This window comes from Anaerobiospirillum thomasii (assembly GCF_900445255.1).
Taxonomy (GTDB): Bacteria; Pseudomonadota; Gammaproteobacteria; order Enterobacterales; family Succinivibrionaceae; genus Anaerobiospirillum_A; species Anaerobiospirillum_A thomasii.
Genome location: NZ_UAPU01000007.1, coordinates 1,076,406 through 1,097,225, shown reverse-complemented (window position 1 = coordinate 1,097,225; position 20,820 = coordinate 1,076,406). Strand labels below are relative to the sequence as shown.

The 20,820-nt window shown below is 41.2% G+C and carries 17 protein-coding genes; 9 read left to right on the top strand and 8 right to left on the bottom strand.

The window, feature by feature from the left end:
* Nucleotide 1: 1 nt before the first annotated feature.
* The gene (def, locus tag DRZ93_RS12065; RefSeq protein WP_113743403.1) at nucleotides 2-523 is read right to left on the bottom strand and encodes a peptide deformylase; all 522 of its coding nucleotides are present in this window, start codon (nucleotides 521-523) and stop codon (nucleotides 2-4) included.
* Between the two features lie 97 nt (nucleotides 524-620).
* On the opposite strand from def, the gene DRZ93_RS12060 reads away from it, so the two are divergent.
* The 5 genes from DRZ93_RS12060 (at nucleotide 621) to DRZ93_RS12040 (ending at nucleotide 3,934) form a co-directional block, all read left to right on the top strand.
* Complete coding sequence (locus tag DRZ93_RS12060; RefSeq protein ID WP_113746686.1) at nucleotides 621-1,190, top strand: DNA topoisomerase family protein; 570 nt, start codon at nucleotides 621-623, stop codon at nucleotides 1,188-1,190.
* Between the two features lie 65 nt (nucleotides 1,191-1,255).
* The gene (gene purE, locus DRZ93_RS12055; protein WP_113743405.1) at nucleotides 1,256-1,756 is read left to right on the top strand and encodes a 5-(carboxyamino)imidazole ribonucleotide mutase; all 501 of its coding nucleotides are present in this window, start codon (nucleotides 1,256-1,258) and stop codon (nucleotides 1,754-1,756) included.
* A complete protein-coding gene (locus DRZ93_RS12050) occupies nucleotides 1,756-2,328 on the top strand; it encodes an L-threonylcarbamoyladenylate synthase (protein WP_113746685.1) in 573 nt (190 codons plus the stop codon). Before purE ends, DRZ93_RS12050 begins: the two co-directional genes overlap by 1 nt.
* A 12-nt stretch (nucleotides 2,329-2,340) precedes the next feature.
* The gene (gene aroE / locus DRZ93_RS12045) at nucleotides 2,341-3,177 is read left to right on the top strand and encodes a shikimate dehydrogenase (RefSeq protein ID WP_113746684.1); all 837 of its coding nucleotides are present in this window, start codon (nucleotides 2,341-2,343) and stop codon (nucleotides 3,175-3,177) included.
* A complete protein-coding gene (locus DRZ93_RS12040) occupies nucleotides 3,170-3,934 on the top strand; it encodes a class I SAM-dependent methyltransferase (RefSeq protein ID WP_113746683.1) in 765 nt (254 codons plus the stop codon). The genes aroE and DRZ93_RS12040 overlap by 8 nt, the downstream gene beginning before the upstream one ends.
* On the opposite strand, the gene modA is transcribed toward DRZ93_RS12040, so the two are convergent.
* The 4 genes from modA to lgt form a co-directional block, all read right to left on the bottom strand.
* Nucleotides 3,927-4,667, bottom strand: a complete 741-nt coding sequence (gene modA / locus DRZ93_RS12035) for a molybdate ABC transporter substrate-binding protein (RefSeq protein ID WP_172458232.1) — start codon at nucleotides 4,665-4,667, stop codon at nucleotides 3,927-3,929. The genes DRZ93_RS12040 and modA overlap by 8 nt on opposite strands.
* Nucleotides 4,668-4,723: 56 nt before the next feature.
* Nucleotides 4,724-6,571, bottom strand: coding sequence for an MFS transporter (locus tag DRZ93_RS12030; RefSeq protein ID WP_113746681.1), 1,848 nt, complete (start codon nucleotides 6,569-6,571; stop codon nucleotides 4,724-4,726).
* Between the two features lie 145 nt (nucleotides 6,572-6,716).
* The gene (gene glmU, locus DRZ93_RS12025; protein ID WP_113746680.1) at nucleotides 6,717-8,102 is read right to left on the bottom strand and encodes a bifunctional UDP-N-acetylglucosamine diphosphorylase/glucosamine-1-phosphate N-acetyltransferase GlmU; all 1,386 of its coding nucleotides are present in this window, start codon (nucleotides 8,100-8,102) and stop codon (nucleotides 6,717-6,719) included.
* A gap of 2 nt (nucleotides 8,103-8,104) precedes the next feature.
* Nucleotides 8,105-8,884 (bottom strand): prolipoprotein diacylglyceryl transferase, encoded by a 780-nt coding sequence (gene lgt, locus DRZ93_RS12020; protein WP_113743412.1) that lies wholly within the window; start codon nucleotides 8,882-8,884, stop codon nucleotides 8,105-8,107.
* Nucleotides 8,885-9,082: 198 nt separating this feature from the next.
* Between lgt and DRZ93_RS12015 the strand changes: the two genes are divergently transcribed.
* Together DRZ93_RS12015 and DRZ93_RS12010 are read left to right on the top strand one after the other, a co-directional pair.
* Entirely contained in the window at nucleotides 9,083-9,523 is a 441-nt protein-coding gene (locus DRZ93_RS12015; RefSeq protein ID WP_113746679.1) for a hypothetical protein, read from the top strand.
* A gap of 1 nt (nucleotide 9,524) precedes the next feature.
* Nucleotides 9,525-10,220: a 4'-phosphopantetheinyl transferase family protein gene (locus DRZ93_RS12010; protein WP_113746678.1), complete on the top strand. Its 696-nt coding sequence runs from the start codon at nucleotides 9,525-9,527 to the stop codon at nucleotides 10,218-10,220.
* On the opposite strand, the gene dnaE is transcribed toward DRZ93_RS12010, so the two are convergent.
* The gene (gene dnaE / locus DRZ93_RS12005) at nucleotides 10,217-13,888 is read right to left on the bottom strand and encodes a DNA polymerase III subunit alpha (RefSeq protein ID WP_113746677.1); all 3,672 of its coding nucleotides are present in this window, start codon (nucleotides 13,886-13,888) and stop codon (nucleotides 10,217-10,219) included. The two genes, DRZ93_RS12010 and dnaE, sit on opposite strands and share 4 nt — an antisense overlap.
* A gap of 317 nt (nucleotides 13,889-14,205) precedes the next feature.
* Here dnaE and DRZ93_RS12000 point away from each other — a divergent pair, with 317 nt between their 5' ends.
* Nucleotides 14,206-16,371, top strand: coding sequence for a TonB-dependent receptor plug domain-containing protein (locus tag DRZ93_RS12000; RefSeq protein WP_113746676.1), 2,166 nt, complete (start codon nucleotides 14,206-14,208; stop codon nucleotides 16,369-16,371).
* Between the two features lie 59 nt (nucleotides 16,372-16,430).
* Here the strand turns inward: DRZ93_RS12000 and pgi are convergent, their stop codons facing one another.
* Together pgi and DRZ93_RS11990 are read right to left on the bottom strand one after the other, a co-directional pair.
* A complete protein-coding gene (gene pgi, locus DRZ93_RS11995) occupies nucleotides 16,431-18,080 on the bottom strand; it encodes a glucose-6-phosphate isomerase (protein WP_113743418.1) in 1,650 nt (549 codons plus the stop codon).
* A 155-nt stretch (nucleotides 18,081-18,235) separates the two neighbouring features.
* Nucleotides 18,236-19,147: a LysR substrate-binding domain-containing protein gene (locus DRZ93_RS11990; RefSeq protein ID WP_113746675.1), complete on the bottom strand. Its 912-nt coding sequence runs from the start codon at nucleotides 19,145-19,147 to the stop codon at nucleotides 18,236-18,238.
* Between the two features lie 165 nt (nucleotides 19,148-19,312).
* Between DRZ93_RS11990 and ilvC the strand changes: the two genes are divergently transcribed.
* The gene (gene ilvC, locus DRZ93_RS11985; protein ID WP_113743420.1) at nucleotides 19,313-20,797 is read left to right on the top strand and encodes a ketol-acid reductoisomerase; all 1,485 of its coding nucleotides are present in this window, start codon (nucleotides 19,313-19,315) and stop codon (nucleotides 20,795-20,797) included.
* Nucleotides 20,798-20,820 lie beyond the last annotated feature (23 nt).

Sequence of the window (20,820 nt, the reverse complement as noted above, 5' to 3'; positions counted from 1 at the left end):
ATTACTGTGATTTAAACTTCTTTAATTTCTTGTATTTTCTAAGCACAATATTGCGCTTTAAAGGAGAGAGGTAATCTATAAAGAGTTTGCCATCAAGATGGTCAAGCTCATGCTGTATACATACAGCATGCAGACCTTCTGCCTCTATGGTATGCTCCACTCCGTCAAGATCAAAGTATTTGGCTTTAACTCTGTTAAAACGGGTAATGGAGGCATTGTATTCTGGTACTGACAGACAGCCTTCTGATGATTCCATCTCCTCTTCTTTTTCTATGATTTGAGGATTGACCATAACTATCTGATTATGGCCCTGTTCGCCATCTTCATCCTTTGGTACATCCATTACCACAATACGCCTGCTGTCTCCCACCTGCGGAGCAGCAAGACCAAGACCATTGTCATCATACATGGTATCGAACATGTCCTGAGCAAGAGTTTTTAGCTCATCATTAAATTCAGTAACTTGCTTACACTTAACTCTTAGTCTCTCATCGGGAAAGACCACGACATCTAATATTGCCATTTAGTACCTCTAATTTTATATTTCTTAAATTTTATCATGCAAAAGCTTAAAATGTCATATTTATGATTGTCCAAACAGTTTCAGGCACAGATGACAAATGAGTGATAATTCAGAAGAGACAGAGCTGTCTTTAAACGATGGAGATAACTGCCCTTTATGTTCAGGAACGCTTATGCTGCGTCATTCAAGCCGCGGCGATTTTTTAGGCTGCTCCAATTTCCCTTTATGCGATTTTAAAGCCTATGGTGTTGCAAGACATGCAGTAAAGACACTTTTGAGCGTTGAGAAAAAATGTCCTGTCTGCGGCAGTGCACTTGAGGTTAAAAAGGGTCGTTTTGGTATTTTTATAGGTTGCTCTGACTATCCTGCCTGTCATTACATTGTGGCCGATGACAAGGAAGAGGAGATTGACTGTCCTGTGTGTAAAAAGGGCAGTATTGTAAAAAGACGCAACAGCAGAGGCAGAGCCTTTTATGCCTGTGATAACTTCCCCGAGTGCAAGTTTTCTTTAGGTGGCAGGCCTGTAATTAAAAGCTGCAAGATTTGCTCCTTTCCTTTGATGTTTGAAAAATCAGGCAAAAACGGGGTTAAGGAAGTCTGTGGCAATGAGCTGTGCTCATCGCGCAGAAAAAGACGGGTGCGCAGGGTTGACGATGAAGTGTTTTAGCACAATATAGTGAATACTTTTTGCATATGTTAAAATTTTATTTATTTTTTTCTTAGGTGATATTTATGTCAGAGCGTTTTGTTGCAATTATTATGGGTTCAGATTCAGATCTGCCTTTAGTTAAAAATACAATTGATATCTTAAAGGGTTTTAATATCAAAACCGAGGTAAGAGTAGCCTCTGCCCACCGTACCCCTGATGTTGTAGCCTCATATGTAACCGAGGCTCAGGAACGCGGCTGTCAGGTCTTTATCTGTGCTGCAGGTCTTGCCGCTCACCTAGCCGGAGCAGTAGCTGCAAGAACTATAAGACCTGTTATTGGTATTCCTGTAGACGGCGGTCCTTTAAACGGTGTTGATGCTCTGTACTCAACAGTCATGATGCCAGGTGGCATACCTGTAGCCACTGTTGCTGTAGGTAAGGCCGGTGCCAAGAATGCAGCCTACCTTGCAGCTCAGATTATGGCTGTATCTGACAAGGAGCTTGAAGCTTTAGTTCTTGCCGACAGACAGAAGGCAGCAGCTGAGGTTATGCAAAAGGATAAGGATCTGCAGGCTGCACTGTAATGTCAGATAATGCAATTGATCTGAAGATAAGACGCTGCGCAGACATACTGCGCAGTGGCGGTGTCGTGGTATGTCCAACCGAGGGCATATATGGTTTAAGCGCCGCTGCAGATCATGATGATGCCATCTTACGTATCATCGATATTAAAAGACGCGATCCCAACAAGGGGCTGATTATGGTTGGCTCAAGTTTTGAGATGGTACGTAAATATATAGATGTAAGTGCCATTGCACCAGATACCTTCAGGCAGATGCTCTGTACATGGCCAGGCCACCATACCTGGGTAGTACCATGCACCTCACTAGTTTCACTGCATCTTACCGGCAACAGAAAAACCATAGCAGTAAGGGTCAGTCCTTTTAATATACTGCAAAGACTGTGTGAGTATACACAATCCCCTTTAGTATCCACCTCGGCCAATATATCAGGCAGCAGTCCTATTGATAATATAGGCGCATTGCATGATACCTTTGGCGATCTTGTTGATTATATTCTTGATGAGCCATGCGCAGGAGCCAAAAAACCTAGCACCATACATGACTCACTAAGCGGAAGAATTTTAAGACCATAGGCAGGTAATAGTATGTCTTTTCAATATGCAGTGTTTGGCAACCCTGTAGAGCACTCGCTATCTCCTTTAATTCATGAGTTCTTTGCCAAAGATACACAGCAGCAGATGCATTATGGCACAGTGCTGGTAGAGGGCAGTTTTGAAGATAGTGCCAATATTTTCTTTGAGGAGGGGCTTGGATGCAATATTACTGTGCCTTTTAAGCAGGAGGCCTACAGATATGCCACACAGCTCTCGCACAGAGCTGAGATTTCAGGTGCGGTAAATACCTTAAAAAAACTTGATTACAACTGCTTTTATGGTGACAACACAGACGGTGACGGCCTGGTTCTGGATTTAAAACGCAAAGGTATTGAGTTTAAAGGCAAAAAGGTGCTGATTATAGGAGCAGGAGGTGCCACAAGAGGCATTATAGCCCCTATAGCAGATATGGAAGTTGACAGTGTGACTGTAGTATCAAGAACCTTTGCAAAGACATTGGATCTTGTTGAGTCCATGAATATTAAAAACCTCAAAGCTATAAGCTTTGAGAGAATTAATGAGCAGGATAAGGAGTATGATCTTATCCTCAACGCCAGCTCATCATCTTTACAGGGAGTACTGCCAGATCTTAAGGATGATATTTTAAAAAAAGCTTTTTGTGTCTATGATCTTATGTACAGTAAAAGCGGTGAGACGGTCTTTACAAAAAAGGCTCACGAGCTTGGTGTAAAGGCCACCTATGACGGTCTTGGCATGCTTATCTGTCAGGCAGCTTTAAGCTTTGAGATCTGGCGTGGAGTCAGACCTGATATAGACAAAGCCTACAGTTATATCCTTGGTGTTCTTGGCAGAGATAATCATGCTTGATATTAGTGTGGATACAGACAGTAAAACCTATACACTGTATTTAAAATTAAAAGATACGCTTGAGCGGTATCAGACAACTATGGCCACAGGTGAGGATTTGACTCTGCACTTTGGTGACATGGTATCTTTATCTTATACAAACAACAATAAAATAAAGCCTTTGTATATAGATTTTACCAAGGATAAGATGTTTTATCGTCTGCAGCATACCTCAAAAAACAAAGAACCTTTAGTCAGAGCTGTCATGACAGGTCTTGATGATAAGGCTTTAGTCATTGATGCTACAGCAGGTCTTGGCCGTGACAGTATGGTGTTGCAGAGGTTTGGCTCACGAGTGCTTATGTTTGAGCGCAATGTTGTCATTTATGCTCTGCTGCACGATGCCCTTGACAGAGCCAGGGCTGATGAGAGCTTTATGATAAGCATGGGCACACTGCCAAGGCTATATAATCTTGGCTCCATTGATGGCTATGCAGGAGACAGACCTGAGGTTATCTATTATGACCCAATGTTTCCTGAGCGCAAAAAAAGCGCTATGGTTAAAAAGGATATGCAGATTCTAAAGGCTCTGATTGGCGCTGATGAGGATGTTGAGGTATTTTTGAAAAAGTCTTTGACCCTTGCCACAAGGCGTGTGGTCTTAAAAAGGCCAAAGACTGCATCATTAGTCAGTGTCGATGGCATAGAGCCCTATAGCTCAACTGACGGAGGTAACTGTCGTTTTGACTGCTATAGAGCTATATCATCTATTATTTAAAGCCTTTAAGCTCGCTCTGACCTTTGTTTTCAGCTGAGTTGAGGTTCTCAAAGCCAAAGAGCTCATAAGACTCTAAAGCGCTCTTATCATCCTTAAGGAACTTATATAAGTCTACAATCTTATCTGTATTCTCTGCTTTATCTACAATAGTGATGTAGTAGAGAATATCAGCATGATAGTCCTTAGGTACTACCCAGTATGAACCATTGGCCATTCTGTTTCTTGAGGTTACAAGAGGTTTGCTTACAAAGCCTGCCTGTACGTTTTCACTGTCAACCATGGAATATACTTCATACTCATGCTCGGCTCTAAAGAGCTTATCCTTTATGTAATTGGTAGGAAAAGCACTCTTTGAGACAATCTGATGTGTAGCAAAGCCAACAGGAGTAAGCTCTGTCTTGGCAATGGCCAGAGACTCAAGCTGTCTGTCGCTTATAGCCTTGGTGCTGCCATTGTTGAACAGGCGTGGGTTTTTAGACCACAGCACTAAAGGAGCTCTGACTAAAGGCAACATGGAGGCGGCCTCGGCTCTGTTTGATCTGATTAACTGTATTGGCAGTTTTTCATCAGAGCTTATAAGAATATTGCACTTTCTGTCGTTATTTGAAATCTGTGCATAAAGGTCAGTGCCAGATGCAAAGTATGTATTCATATCATCTCTTGCAGCGGCAATGGCACTTAGGGCATTGTACATCTGAGATGTAGCACAAACATTGATTTTATCGTCAGCCATAGCTTGATAAGAACAAAGACATAAGGTTAAGGTATAAAGAACTTTTTTAAACATAGTTAAAGATCTCTCTTTTGAATTTTAACACTTTCACGAACTAAATTTTCTATAACATCATCATTGCTGACAGAGCAGCGAAGTTTTTCCACAAAGATTGTATCATTTAATAAAAGTGAAAGGCGACCTAAAAGATTTAAATGGCTTACTCCATCTTTAGGAGTGGCAATTAAAAAGATAAGATCGCTTTTCTTGCCATCAAGCGCATTACACTCTATACCTCTTGCAGTACGTGCAAAGGCAATCACCGGACGGGTAATACATGGTGAGGATAAATGCGGTATGGCAATGCCCTCTATAATACCGCATGGATGTTGTATAAGCTTTTTATGTATCTGCTCTAAAAAGAGCTCTTCATTACGTATATAGCCAATATCGGTAAGTTTGGAACTTAAGGCTTTAATACAGCCAGTCAAATCATCAACATCAAGATTTAAGATAACAGCGCTTTTGTTTAAAGCATAGCGCAGCAGAAGCTTGTTGCTTGTCTGTATCTGACTTCTCTGACGCAGCTCCTCTAGCGCATCGAGTATAGAGCTGAAAAATGGGCCGTTTAATTTATAGAACTTAAGATAAATATACAGGGTAAACAGAGTAAGAACAGGAATGGTTGCTATGGTGATAAAGCTTATGGGATCATCATGGGAGAACATGGTGTACTTTTGCATATAGCACATGGCAGGTATGTTAAAGCCTGTAACTATAAGCGTAAAAAATGCTCCAAGCTTTGAGGCTATAGTCTGACTTGCAAAGACTACGGCCTCTGATCTAAGTCCCACCTTGAACTCACCATAATCAACACAGTCAGCTGTCATAACTGTAGTGCAGATGGTAGCAATAGATAAAGAGATGGCACACAGTACATACAAGGATACGGCTAGGACAAGTGAGTTTAGATTCAGATAGCTGTAGGCAAGCATAGCACTTGAGGCTGTTACCAAAATAACAGCAGAGGAGACAAAAAGCTGATGTCTTGTAAATTTAGTTAGAAGATGGGTATATGAGCTAAAGACTATAAGCTGAGCAACTGTGGCTGTAATTATAAAGACAGAGATATGGGTAATGGCATTGTCCATAAGATAAAGAATGGATACTGACAGAACAATACCAGAGCAGATCTGAATCAGAACACCTATGATAATAAGAAACTTTATTTGATCATTGTCGGTTATGATGTGCTTTAGCGATATAAAGGATATTGGGCGACGTCTTATATAGTTAAAGCGCGGTCTGAAGTTAAGACATAAAAACAGCTGTGTGACAATAAAGAGAGCGGCTCCTACATAGGCTATATAAATAAATGAGTTTTTTATATTTAAAGTAAAGGCATCAGATATATAAGAGACAAATTTAAAGCCAAAAAGTACCACAAGCTGAGAGCCTACAAGAGCACCCAAACGTGCAATAGCTGACATCTGCTCTCTGTCTTTACGCTTTGAACCAAAGGCAGGAATCAAAGACCAGTAGGGTATATCCATAATAGTATAGGATATAAACCAGAACATATAGACGGCAGCTATATACATATAGAGCATGGTGCCGCTAAGATTTGGCCAGGTAAAGAGCAGTATGGTGGCTATGGAATTGGCTATGGTGCCAAGCATAATCCAGGGTCTGAACCTGCCATACTTGGATTTGGTCTGATCGACAATAAAACCCATCATAGGGTCGGTAACGGTCGATAGCAGACTTGAGGTTAAAAATAAAAAAATAATAAAGAGCGGATCTATACGGTTAAGATTGAGATAGACCACATATATAAGGATAAAGATCCAGTACATTACATCTTTGCCTACAGCAGCTAAGGCAAAGGATAGTTTCTGTAAAAGTGTAATGTTTGAATTTGGCATGCAAATTTAAATTATGGCAATGATCACGCTTGAATAATAATTGGCTAATTATAAAGAGAATTGATTTTTAGATTTTTGATTAAGATCATAGATTTTTATTAATAAATTTATCATGCGCAGGTTTAATGCGCATGATATTTGGATATTATTTATTTTTTCTAGGTCTTACATAGCCTGTCAGAACCCTGCCTTTGACTCTTGATATATAAAGAGAGTTCTCCAGGGTAACATCGCTAGTAACTGTGGAGCCTGCTCCAATAGTTACGCCTTTAGCTACACTGACAGGAGCTACAAGCTGAGTGTCTGAGCCTACGAAGACATCATCACCAAGCACAGTCTTGTGTTTAAAGGCACCATCATAATTACAGGTAATAGTACCGGCGCCAATGTTTACATCGCGGCCTATCTGACTGTCGCCAAGATAGCTAAGATGTCCTGATTTGGTGCCATAGCCTAAAGTTGAGTTTTTAACTTCAACAAAGTTGCCTACATGTACTTCATCCTCAAGTACGTTGCCAGGGCGTAGACGTGAGAAAGGACCTATGGTGTTGTGCTTTTTCATAATTGATTTTTCAAGCACGCTGTAAGGAGATATGACTGAATTGTCGCCTATGGTGCAGTCTTTGATTACACAGCCTGTACCTATAGTTACGTTATCACCTAAAATTACATCGCCTTCAATTATTACGTTGGTATCTATAAAGCAGTCAGTACCGCACTTTAGTGTACCTCTAAGATCAAAGCGCTCAGGATCTGCAAAAGTCACGCCCTCAAGCATTAGCTCACAGGCTTTTTGCTTTTGATACAGACGTTCAATGACTGACAGCTGCAGTTTGTTGTTAACACCCTGCAAAAGCTCATAGTTATCATAGACTACAGCTTCAACTTTTTTGGCATCAGAGCGTAACACTCCTACAAGGTCGGTAAGGTAATATTCATTTTGTGCATTGTTGTTATCAATTTTATCTATAGCACTGTCCAATGCTTCCTTTTTAATACAGATCATGCCTGTATTAACCTCGTTTATAAGAGCCTGCTCAGCTGAAGCATCCTTTTGTTCGACAATTTTGATAATATCTCCGCTTTCATTGCGGATAATACGGCCATAACCAAAAGGATTGGATAAAGTGGTGCTCAAAAGAGACATGTCGGCTCTGTCTAATTTGTCTATAAGCTGTTTTAAGGCATCAGCAGGGGTCAGTGGAGTGTCACCATAGAGTACAAGAATGTCAGCTTTATCCTCAAGATTATCCATAGCACATTTGACAGCATGGGCTGTCCCTTTTTGCTCATGCTGCAGAACCACACAAAGTTTATCTGCAATGTAGCCATCTAGTTCAGATAGTCTTTGCTGCACGAGCTGTGATTCATGACCTAAAACCACAATGATTTTTGAAGGATCAAGGCTCATAGCCGTATTGATGACATGAAAGAGCATAGGTGTACCTGCCACCTCATGTAAAACCTTAGGCATCTTTGAATACATGCGCGTGCCTTTACCGGCAGCTAGGATAACAACATTTAAAGCCATGATTAAACTCTCTTTTTCTTTTTAAATACGCAAAATAAAAGCAGGAAGCCTGCTGCAATAAAAGGCAGAGATAAAAGCTGCCCTACATTTAAAAACAGATTGGTAGAATACATTGCCTGTTCTTCTTTAAAACCCTCAATTACGAGTCTTGAGGTGAATATGAAAATCAGCATGAGTGCAAAGATAGTACCTTGCGGACGGTTTTTAAAATTAAAGAAGACTAAGGACAGCACAATAAAAGTTATAAGATACGCAAAGGCCTCAAAGAGCTGAGCCGGATAGCGTGGGGCCATATCGCCAATACGCGCAAAAATCACACCAAAGTCAGAGTTGGTATGTTTGCCAAGAATCTCTGAGTTCATGAAATTGCCTATACGTATAAAACAGGCTACCAGAGCCACAGGAATTGCAAGCAGATCGGTAAGCTGTAAAAAGGTAAAGGTACTTTTGCGTAAGAACAGCCACAGCGCAATAAGTACACCTACAGTTCCACCGTGGGAGGCAAGACCTCCTTCCCAGATTTTTATAATATCAAGAGGTCTTTGCAGATAATACTCTGGCTCATAGATAAGGCAGTGACCCAGGCGGGCGCCTATGATGGTGCCTGCAAAGATAAAGACTAAAAGCTTATCAAGCTCATCTGTTTTAAGATGTTGCAGTTTGCACAGATACTGCATAATAAAATAGCCAAGAATAAAGCCTGTAGAGAAGAGCAGTCCGTAGTAATAAACTGTAACAGGACCAAGACTAAAGGCTACAGGATTGATATCCCAGTAGAACATATATAAATCCATGAATTAGAAATAAAACGTGCAGATATATTAAATTGAGATATCTAAAAATAAAAGCTGATTTACTAAAAAGTCCTTAAAATGATGCAAGACATAAGTAAAAACTGTAAAATACTACATTCAATCAGGCGATATTGTAAATTTGTATCTTCTTTTTAAAGTATATTGTTTTAATTGGGACAAGGACGAATGATTCAGTCAGCAGAGTATTTGTGCTTATATGCAGGTATGGTTCTTTTTGCCCTTGGAATTGTTACATTATTTATTAAACAGTCCTGGCGTCTTGGTATAGTTTTTATTCTTATGGCAGATATTCCTCTAGCCATAGCTGTAGCCTTTCCCAAGATTCTTGCCAATACCTTTGATTCAATGGGTATAAGCTTTGACAATTCCTTTGCCAAAATAACAGGCAGCTCAATTGCCATTGCTTCATTTGTCATTCTCTTCTATCTGTATCATAAATTTTTTAAATATCTTTTTTATAAAAAGGCTGTGGCTAAGGAAGACAAGGCAGATGAGAATAACGACAAGGACATTAAGGCACAGACATCTGATACCAGATCCGAGCCTTTGAGCGCCAAGACTGCCGATCCTGCCATTTTTGCCAATGTAAGATATAAACAAGACTAGCATGTATCTTATTCTTGCAAGTGCTGATACAGCCTATAACCATGGGCTGTCAAACACCTATTTTGATACGCAATCCATAGACAGTAGCCTGCCTGATCACAGACGCAGAAGTCTAATTGCCTCACGCTTTTTACTCTGTCATGCCTCCATGCATTTTTATAATAAAAAAGTACAGATAGACTTTGATAAAGGGCAGCATGGCAAACCATTTTTTAAAGGGCAGGGACTGTTTTTCAATCTCAGTCACTCTGGCAGTTATATAGCTTTGTGCTTATCTTTGCAGACACAGTGCGGGGTGGATATTGAAAATCTAAAAGAGCGTAAAAGCCTGTCAGATCTGGCTAAAAGAGTACTCTCGGTAAAAGAGCTTGAGTACTTTAACTCACTTGCAGGGCCTGATGCTATAGTGTTTTTCTATAGAATGTGGACAGTGCGTGAGTGCCTTATAAAGCAGAGCGGTCTTGGTCTTGTAGGTCTTGATGGCATAAAGTGCCATATAGATAATAACTCTATTGTCTCAAAGGCAAATCCTAAGGGCAGAGTAATAAGCATGCTTGTCTCAAATGCCAAAGATAAGTACAGTCGTTACTCTTTATCCTGTTTTTATAAAGATAATGAGCCAGAGCTCTATAGCTTTGATGGCTCATTTACCAGTTTGTGCGTAGATCATAGGCAGTACTATACAGTTAACAGCTAATAGGTCAGTCTTACTGATTTACTGCCAAAGAGATCTCTTATACCGTCAATAAGATCGTCTGTAGGATCAAGTCTGTAGTTGACACCTGACAGATGGATAAGTGTATCATCAAGCATAATCTTTAAAGTACAGCCTTCCACAATTTCATGCAGACTCTCTCCGTTTTTTAAAGCCTGCTGTTTTTGCAGTTCAATCTGTGAGCGATCCAGTCTGTAGCGGGAGATAAAGGCTGTAAAATCAGCAATATTATTATCAAAATCCTTTTGTGTGGTAGTAATAAGTAAGCTTCTTGCCATCTGACGTCTTATAGTCTCAAGCTGAGTCATCTTGCTTACTCTGACACGAATCTGACCGTCATCGCCAAGAGAGGCATTGCCTTCAACAATAAGCACCAGAGGCGACTGTACATAGGTACTGCCATTTTTAAGCTCTGATACAACCTTGTTATACAGTACACGTCTTTTTTCTAAAATCTCGCCAAAGTCCTGGGCATTTTTGCTATAGAGTGTAATCTCAAGCTGAGAGGTGCTGTCATCTAGCATCATAAAGTAGAATTTAGAGCCATCCTTTTTAGAGATACGCTCTGAATAGTCAATAACAACACCAGAGAAGATAACAGGAACGGTTTTGTGACTGATACTGTGCATAACACTGGCAATAGAGCTTCTGCAGTGTTTTTGCAGCTCAGCCTTGTAGGAGTTGATAGGATGTCCTGACAGATACAGACCTAAAACCTGCTTTTCAAGATTGAGTCTGTATTTGTCCGACCAGTCACGGCTTGTAACCATCAAAGGTCTGGTCTGAGGATCGTCAATGGCGGCAAAAAGATCAACCTGTCCTGACTGAGCATCATTATCCTGTTTGGCTGCATATTTTAGCGCCACAGGAATTGAGGCATTCAAGGTAGCTCTTTGCACCCCAAAACAGTCAAGGGCACCGCTTACAATCAGAGCCTCAAGTGTTCTTTTATTAAGACGCTGTGTGCCTACACGCTGTACAAAATCAAAATAGTCAGTAAATGGCTTTATATTTCTTTCATGTACTATACGCTCAACAAGATCAAAGCCAATGCCTTTTACAGCACCTAGACCATAGACCACGGCACCTTCTTCATTTACAGTAAAATCAAAATTGCCTATGGTCACATCAGGAGGATTGACCTTGATTTTAAGGCGGTAGCAGTCTGAGATGTAATTTACAAGCTTATCAGTCTTCTGACGGTCAGCTGTCATCATAGCTGCCAGAAATTCAGCTGGGTGATGGGTCTTTAAATATAAAGTCCACCAGGCTACAAGAGCATAGGCTGCAGAGTGTGATTTGTTAAAGCCGTATTCGGCAAACATCTCAACCTGATCAAAGATCTTCATGGCAATCTCAGGATCTTTGCCTTTGCTTATGGCACCTTCTCTGAATACAGAGCGCTGTCCTGCCATTTCAGCAGGATTCTTCTTACCCATGGCACGGCGCAGAATATCAGCACCACCCAAAGAGTAGCCTGCCAGCACCTGCGCAATCTGCATTACCTGCTCCTGATACACAATAACGCCGTATGTTGAATCAAGAATAGGTTTTAAATCCAGATCCTCAAAGTCAGGGTGCGGATAGGATACCTCCTCTCTGCCATGTTTACGATTTACAAAGTGCTCCACCATGCCGCTCTTGATAGGGCCTGGTCTATACAGAGCCACAAGAGCAATAAGATCATCAAAGCGGTCAGGTTGCATCTGACCTATAAGCTTTCTCATGCCGCTAGATTCAAGCTGGAAGACAGCTGTGGTCTGACAGTCCTGAATTACTTTAAATGAGGCATCATCCTCAAAAGGTACAGCATGAATATCAAGAGGGGGCTGACCAAGTCTTTTCTTTTTGGCATTGATCATCTCAAGAGCATCGGCAATGATGGTCAATGTGGTAAGACCTAAAAAGTCAAACTTTACAAGACCTGCATGCTCCACATCCTTTTTATCAAACTGTGTGATGGAGTTGCCGTCAGAGTCTAACATCAAAGGTGTAAACTCTGCTGTTCTGGTAGGTGATATAACCACACCTGCTGCATGTTTGCCTATATTTCTGATAACACCTTCAAGACGCATGGCAATTCTGATTAAATCCACACGCTGCTTGTCATCACTCTGCAAAGCCTGATTGTAAAGTTTTACAAAATCAGGGGCTGCAGGATCACATGGGTTGCCTTTTTTATCTATACCCATGGCTGCTTTAAATGACAGACCAGGAACTGCAGGTAACAGCTTGGCTACCCTATCTACAGCACCATATGGCATACCAAGAGCACGGCCTGTATCTTTAATGGCAGCCTTTGGCGCCATGGTACCGAAGGTTGCAATCTGCGATACGGCATCAATACCATAGCGGCTTTTAACATGCTCAAGAGTCTTTTCTCTGTTTCTTTGGCAAAAGTCAATGTCAAAGTCTGGCATGGAGACACGCTCTGGATTTAAAAATCTTTCAAAGAGCAGGTCAAAGCGCAGCGGGTCAAAGTCTGTAATCTTAAGGGCATAGGCTACAAGAGAGCCGCCACCTGAGCCTCGTCCTGGTCCTACAGGTACATTATGATCTTTTGACCACTGTATAAATTCCATCACGATAAGGAAGTAGCCAGGAAAGTCCATGGTGATGATAACATCAAGCTCCACTTCAAGGCGCTCAACATATACAGGCCTTTTCTCCTCACGTTCTTTTGGATCTGGGAATAAAAAGTTAAGGCGCTCTTCAAGACCCTCATAGGACTTTTGTCTTAGACATTCGGCAGGGGAGAGATCGCCTGTTGGATAATGTGGCAGACGCGGATGGTCAAGCTCAATCTCCACATTGCAGCGCTGGGCAATAGCACGTGAGTTTTCAATAGCCTCTGGCAGATCATAAAACAGCTCTGCCATCTCCTGGGGGCTTTTTAAATACTGCTCTTTTGAGTACAGGCGCGCTATATCCTTATTGCCTCTTTGCACACCTTTTTGAATAGAAACTCTGACATCATGAATGTCATAGTCGCTAAAGCCATCCTCGCCAATATCCTTTTCACCGTAAATAAAAACAGTGTCATTTGACGCCACAGGACATATGCCATGCTCAAGACATAAGTTTAAAGCCTGCTCTTCAAACTCGCTCTCACCTTCACGGCCTGTTCTTGTAATTTCAAAGCAGAATCTGTCAGAAAAGTTCTTTTTATAAAACTCAACCAAAGATAAAGCCTCTTTGTTAAGACCATGCTGCAGGTTATAGGCAATATCACCTCTAAAGCCGTTTAGCACAATTATGCCTTCACTGTATTTTGACAGATCATCATAGCTTGTGGAGGCATTGAAGGCCCCGGCATCAGAGCGCAGCCAGGCATCAGAGAGAATATCATAAAGATTCTGCTTACCCTGTCGGTTCATGGCCAGCAGGGTCAGACGATGCGTGTGTTTAACTCCGCCTATACCTTTGTCGTCAATAACCTCAATGTCAGCACCCATAATAGGCTTGATGCCGTTGGCTTTACAGCAGCTGTAGAATTTGATAAAGCCACAGATATTGGAGATATCGGTAATGGCAAGAGCAGGGATTTTAAGCTTGGCTGCCCGTTTTACAAAGTCTTCAACACCCTCAAGGCCGTCCTGAATTGAGTAGTATGAGTGTATATGTAAAGGTATATAGCTATTTGTGGTCATAAAATAGAGTTACCGCGTATCAACTGTTTTTATATATTTTAAAGCACTGCTGTCTTTTTAGATATATCTTTATTTATAACAGAGCCCCTGGTATAAACACCCATGGTGATGTCATTATTTAATTATTCTTTACAAATCTTTTTAATGATTTTGCACACATACTGTACAAATAATAAATTTTTGCATCTTTGAAAAAAATAATATTAATTTATTGATAATGTTTGTTCAACTAAAGGCAAGTATGACATATATTTACCCAAAGTTTTATACAGATTAGACGACCTTAATCTAGGTTTGTTACTACAATAGAGATTGATATGAGATTAAAACCAAGTTATATGCTCATGCTATGTGCCATGGGTATTGTTCCTGCAGCTTTTGCTCAGCAGAAAACAGATGACAATGTAATGACAACAAATACTGTAATTGTTACAGCAAAAAGAGCAGAGCAGGATCTGCTTCAGGCTCAGCCAACTGTAAATGTTGTCAAAGCTGAAGACAAGATTGTCAAAGGTGCTACTTTAATTACCGATATGGTCAAGGATATTCCAGGCGTTGAGCTTGTAACTGACGGCACCCCTGGTATTAACGTAATTAATATACGTGGTGAAAAGGAAGGCAGAACAGTACTGCTTGTAGATGGTCAGAGAGTTGATGATCAAAAGACAAAATCAGGCACACCATTACTTGTAAACCCATTCTTTATTGATTCTATTGAAGTTGTAAAGGGTCCTGCCTCTGTGCTCTACGGTTCAGATGCCATGGGCGGTGTTGTCAACGTTATTAAAAAGAAGGCCTCAGATGACAGATTGGCACTTGAGGGCGGTGTGACCTATGATGGCAGCGGCAATGGTGCCACTGAATATCTGTCAGCTACAGGTACCATTGATGCTCTGCGCTATGGTCTGGCTGCTGTGCAAACAGATGTGGGTGATATCTATCTGTCAGGCAGAGAGCGCCTTGATAATACAGCTTTTAGAAACAAGGGTGTAGAGGGCTTTGTTGAGTACGATTTTAATGATTATGTAACAGCAGGTGTAGCTGCAGAGACCTATGACACAAGCTCTCAGACTTCAACTACTGTAGGTGGTTCATATAAGGATTTTAGAGCCAATATTCCAAAGTGGCAGAGAAATAAATACTCAGCCTTTGTAAGGCTGCATGATCTTAATGATTATGTAAACTCTATTGAGGCCAAGGTTTTTGTTCAGGAAAATGACAAGGATTTTAACTCAAAGAGCAAAATAAGCCTGTTTGGTCCTTTTTACACCAGCATTGATGTAAATACCTTAAATGAGCAGAAAACAACAGGTGCCTCACTGCAGGCCGATCTGTCCTTTGGCGACAGATTTAACTTAATTACAGGTTATGAGTATAAAAAGGATGATCTGGACAGCAAGTCATCAGCTTTAGTTGATGTGTTAGTTCCTACTGCAGGCGGTAAGCCAGGTCAGATGGCCATGTCCAAACACAACTATGATATAGCCTATACTGACAGTGGCTACAAGCAGGAGTCAAATGCTGTTTTTGCCTTATTATCAACAACTCTGACCGATGCTCTTACCTTAAATACTGGTCTGCGCTATACCCATATCAAAACACTGCCGGGTACAACCACAGGCTCTATTGATATGAGTATGATAACTATACCGCCATCAGCCACCAAGCCTCCTGTAAATATGTCACTGCCATTTACACAGTTAACCCATAAGAAGACTACCAATGACAGAATTGTCGGCAGTGCAGGTTTAGTGTATGACATCAATGATGTAAGCTCAGTGCGCTTTAACTGGTCTCAGGGCTTTAGAGCTCCAACCATTCAGGATCTGTGCCTTATCACCTTTACAGGCGAGCAGCAAAACGGCAATCCTAATTTAACACCAGAAACTTCAAATAACTATGAAATTGGCTACAGATATGAAGATCCTGCCGGTATCAGCTTTGATATAGCAGCTTTCTTTACTGATTCTAAGAACTACATTTCAAAGGTTAAGGATGACAAGCCAGGTATGGGCAACCGTACTGCCTTTACCTTTGAAAATATTGCCAATGCCAAAACCTATGGTATTGAGACCTCATTTGCCTGGCAGTTAGGTGATTTCAAGCCTTACAGCTCATTTACCTATCTGCAAAGAAAGTTTGAGACTGACACTATAAACACCTACAATACTGGCACTCCTTCCATGCAGGGTACAACTGGTCTTGCCTATTCAAAGGAATTTGACACCATTTCACTGGATCTTGATGTCAATGCCCGCTATGCAAGTGAAACCAGATATCATGAGGAGTTTGGCTATTTTGGTGAAAACAGCTACGGCGGCTACACTGTATACAATGCATCTGCAGCTGTTCTCTTTGGTGAGGACAGACAGTACACAGCCTTTGTTGCTATCAACAATATCACCGATAAGAGCTATCAGACCAATGAGCTGATTCACGAGGCTGGAAGATTCTTAAGCGCTGGCTTTAACGCTAAGTTCTAAAGACTCGATGCAAAAAAAACCTCACTTTTTAAGTGAGGTTTTTTTATGAGAGTTACTAATTATTTAAATTTCTTGTAGGCATTGATGAGGCCATTGGTTGAAGCATCATGAGAGCTTATAACCTCATCATTGGCAAGCTCAGGAATAATCTTCATGGCAAGTTCCTTGCCTAGCTCAACGCCCCATTGATCAAATGAGTAGATATTTAAAATTGCACCCTGTACAAAGATCTTGTGCTCGTACATGGCAATCAACATACCTAAGGTACGTGGCGTTATTTCCTTTACCAGGAATGAGTTGGTAGGTCTGTTACCCTCAAATACCTTAAATGGAACAATGCTGTCAAACTGCTCATGTGTCTTGCCCTTTGCCAGGAACTCTGAGACTACTTTCTGTGCATCCTTGCCAAAGGCCAGAGCTTCAGTCTGGGCAAAGAAGTTTGAAAGCAGCTTGGTGTGGTGATCACCAATAGGGTTGTGGGTTCTTGCAGGGGCAATAAAGTCACAAGGAATTACCTTGGTGCCCTGATGAATGAGCTGATAGAAAGCATGCTGACCATTGGTGCCAGGCTCACCCCAGATAATAGGGCCGGTCTGATAGTTAACTTTGTTGCCGCATCTGTCAACATATTTACCGTTTGACTCCATATTGCCCTGCTGGAAGTAGGCAGGGAAACGGTACATATACTGATCATATGGCAAAATAGCCTCAGTTTCATAACCGTAGAAATTGTTGTACCACAGGCCGATAAGAGCCAGAAGTACAGGCAGGTTCTGGTCAAATGGAGCCTCTTTGAAGTGGCAGTCCATTTCATAGGCACCCTTTAAAAGCATCTCAAAGTTGTCATAGCCACAGGCAAGAGCAATTGACAGACCAATGGCTGACCATGATGAATAGCGGCCGCCAACCCAGTCCCAGAACTCAAACATATTGTCAGTATCGATACCAAACTCTGCTACACCCTTGGCATTGGTTGACAGGGCAACAAAGTGTTTGGCAACATGGGCAATATCGCCAGCACTCTTTAAGAACCAGTCTCTTGCTGTGTGGGCATTGGTCATGGTCTCCAAAGTAGTAAAGGTCTTGGAGGCGATAAGGAACATGGTGGTCTCAGGATTTACTTTCTTTAGAGTTTCTGCAATCTGAGTACCGTCAATATTTGATACAAAGTGGGTTTTAAGTCTGGTGTGATATGGAGTTAAAGCCTCTGTTATCATGCAAGGACCAAGATCTGAACCGCCAATACCAATATTTACGATATCGGTGATTTCCTTGCCGGTATAGCCTTTCCACTCACCTGAGATAACCTTGGCGCAAAAGGTCTTCATTTTCTCAAGTACGCGTTTGACGTCAACCATAACATCCTGACCATCAAGCATTACGCTGTTACCTGAGAAGTTGCGCAGTGCTGTATGCAGTACGGCTCTGTCTTCAGTTCTGTTAATCTTCTCACCGCTGAACATGGCATCAATATCGTTTTTAAGCTCACACTCGTTGGCCAGATCTAAAAGCAGAGATATAGTTTTTTCATCAACTATGTTTTTTGAAAGGTCAGCAAGAATATCTCCACCTACAGTTAAGGAGAGTTTGTTAAAACGTGCGCTGTCACTGGCAAACAGCTCTTTTATGGTACGGTCCTTGGTTTGAGCAAAATGCTCCTGAAGTGCGGCCCAGGCTTTGGTGGTTGTTGGATTGATATCCTTTAGCATGCCTATCTCCTTGACATAATGAGCAGTTGATAAAAATTATTTATATCAATAATACTACTTTTAACTAATTTTGTATTTATTTAAATTTTGTAAGCTCAATTTTAGCCAAAACGTTAACTGTGCCTTTGTTATTTATCACAATTTATCTTTTTATCCTATCTGACAGACTGTATAAAGCCAGATGAGAGCTTGTCTACAAGCTCTATAAAAGGCTGCATCTTATTCATCTGCTTTTGATATCTTTCTTTTTTATAGCACAGGCATACTTTAAAAGAGCCCAGGGTTTCATATTCTTTCATGCGTATGGAGCCTCTGTAGGGCGAGAGATCGGCTACAAGCTTTGGCACAACAGTAAGACCAAAACCAAGAGCACTCATGCACACCATGGCCTCATGTCCAGCCACTTCATGTACCGATACAGGGTTTATATTGTGTGTCTTTAAAAAATCCTGCACCTTGGTGCGCAGCAGACCATGTGAGCACATAATAAAAGGCTTTTGTGAAATTGTTGAAATATCAAGCTCATCATTGCTCCATATATCCTCTTTTGAGCCTGTAAGCACCAATGGAAATGTGGACAGATGCACATAGTCAATGTACTCACTGCTGTAATCCTCAGGTAGAGGGGCTACCACAAAATCAACATAATCAGTATCAAGCATGGCAAGAGCATTGGCAGGATCGCCTGTAATCAGATTTATATCAAGATTGGGCAATGTCAGTTTCATTTCGGTAAGTATGGTTGGCACATAGACAAAACTTGCAGTTACTGAACAGTAAAGATTGATGTGGCCTTTTATATTGTTCTTAAGTCCTTCAAATTCTGATGTGAGCTTTTGATAATCTTTAAGACATTTTTTGGCAAAGGCTGCAAAAAGATAGCCTTCCTTGGTGATTTCTATACCTTTTGGATCTCTTTTGCACAAAGAGACACCAAGATAGTCCTCAAGTCGTGAAATGATACGCGAGAGGGTGGAGGGGCTTATATTAAGGATTTTTGCCGATTGTGTAAGATTTTTGGTCTGACACAGTCTTAAGAAATAGGATGCATCTTTTAAATCAATCATAAGCCTTATACCCAAGTATAAATCAATTCTTGCACTAATTATGTGCAATAATAGTCCAACATTGCAAAAATTGCAATATATTAAATTATATGTAGCAATTTTTAAAACATACGATTAGTATAGATTTAAAGATAAAACATTGGACATTCATAAAGGTGAATTAATATGGCTAACTATTTCAACACATTGAATCTGCGTGAGCAATTGGCTCAGCTTGGATGCTGTGAGTTTATGGACAGATCCGAGTTTACCGACGGCTGTGACTTTTTAAAGGGTAAGAAGGTTGTCATCATAGGCTGCGGTGCTCAGGGTCTCAATCAGGGTCTTAATATGCGCGACAGCGGACTTGATGTCAGCTATGCACTTCGAGCCGAGGCTATTGAGCAAAAGCGTGCCTCATTTGTAAGAGCCACAGAGAACGGATTTAAGGTTGGTACCTATGAAGAGGTTATTCCTAGTGCTGATCTTGTTATCAATCTTACTCCTGATAAACAGCATTCATCTGTAGTTGAGGCTGTGATGCCGCTGATGAAGCATGGTGCAGCTATAGGCTATTCACATGGTTTTAATATTGTTGAGGTAGGTCAGCAGATTAGAAAGGATCTGACTGTAGTTATGATGGCTCCAAAATCACCAGGTACCGAGGTACGTGAAGAGTACAGAAGAGGTTTTGGTGTACCAACCTTGATTGCAGTACATAAGGAGAATGATCCAAACGGTGAGGGCTGGGCTATTGCCAAGGCCTGGGCTGCAGCAACTGGTGGTCACAGAGCAGGATGTCTTAAATCATCATTTGTGGCTGAGGTTAAATCAGATCTTATGGGTGAGCAGACTATTTTATGCGGTGTGCTGCAGGCTGCTTCTATTTTATGCTTTGACAAGATGGTTCAAAGCGGTGTTGATAAGGCTTATGCCTGCAAACTGATTCAGTTTGGATGGGAGACCATTTGTGAGGCCTTAAAGCAGGGCGGTATTACCCACATGATGGACAGACTGTCCAATAAAGCCAAGATTAAGGCATTCTATCTTGCCGAAGATCTTAAGGAGATTATGACAGATTTATATCTAAAGCATATGGATGATATTGAAAGTGGTGAGTTTTCACGTGTCATGATGGAAGACTGGGCCAATGATGATGTAAAGCTGCATACCTGGCGTGAAAACTTTGCCAAATCAGACTTTGAAAATGCGCCTGAGTGTGATACCAAGATCTCAGAGCAGGAGTATTTTGACAAGGGCATTTTACTGGTTGCCTTCTGCAAGGCCGGCATTGAGTTAGCCTTTGAGACTATGACCAGATCAGGCATCTACCCAGAGTCTGCCTACTATGAGTCATTACATGAGCTGCCTTTAATTGCCAATACTATTGCAAGACGCAGGCTCTATGAGATGAATGTTGTTATTTCAGATACAGCCGAGTATGGCAACTATCTGTTTGCCAATGCAGCAATCCCACTGCTCAAAGATTTTATGGATGGTGTAGGTACTGATGTAATAGGTGTCGGCCTGCAAAGCTGTGATGATGGTGTTGATAACCTTGAGCTTATCAAAGTCAACGAGGCTATCAGATCTCATGAGATTGAGACTGTAGGCAGAACACTGCGTGCCTATATGTCAGATATGAAAGAGATAGCAGTTGGCAATAAATAATTAAAAAGCTTTATAATGTAGTT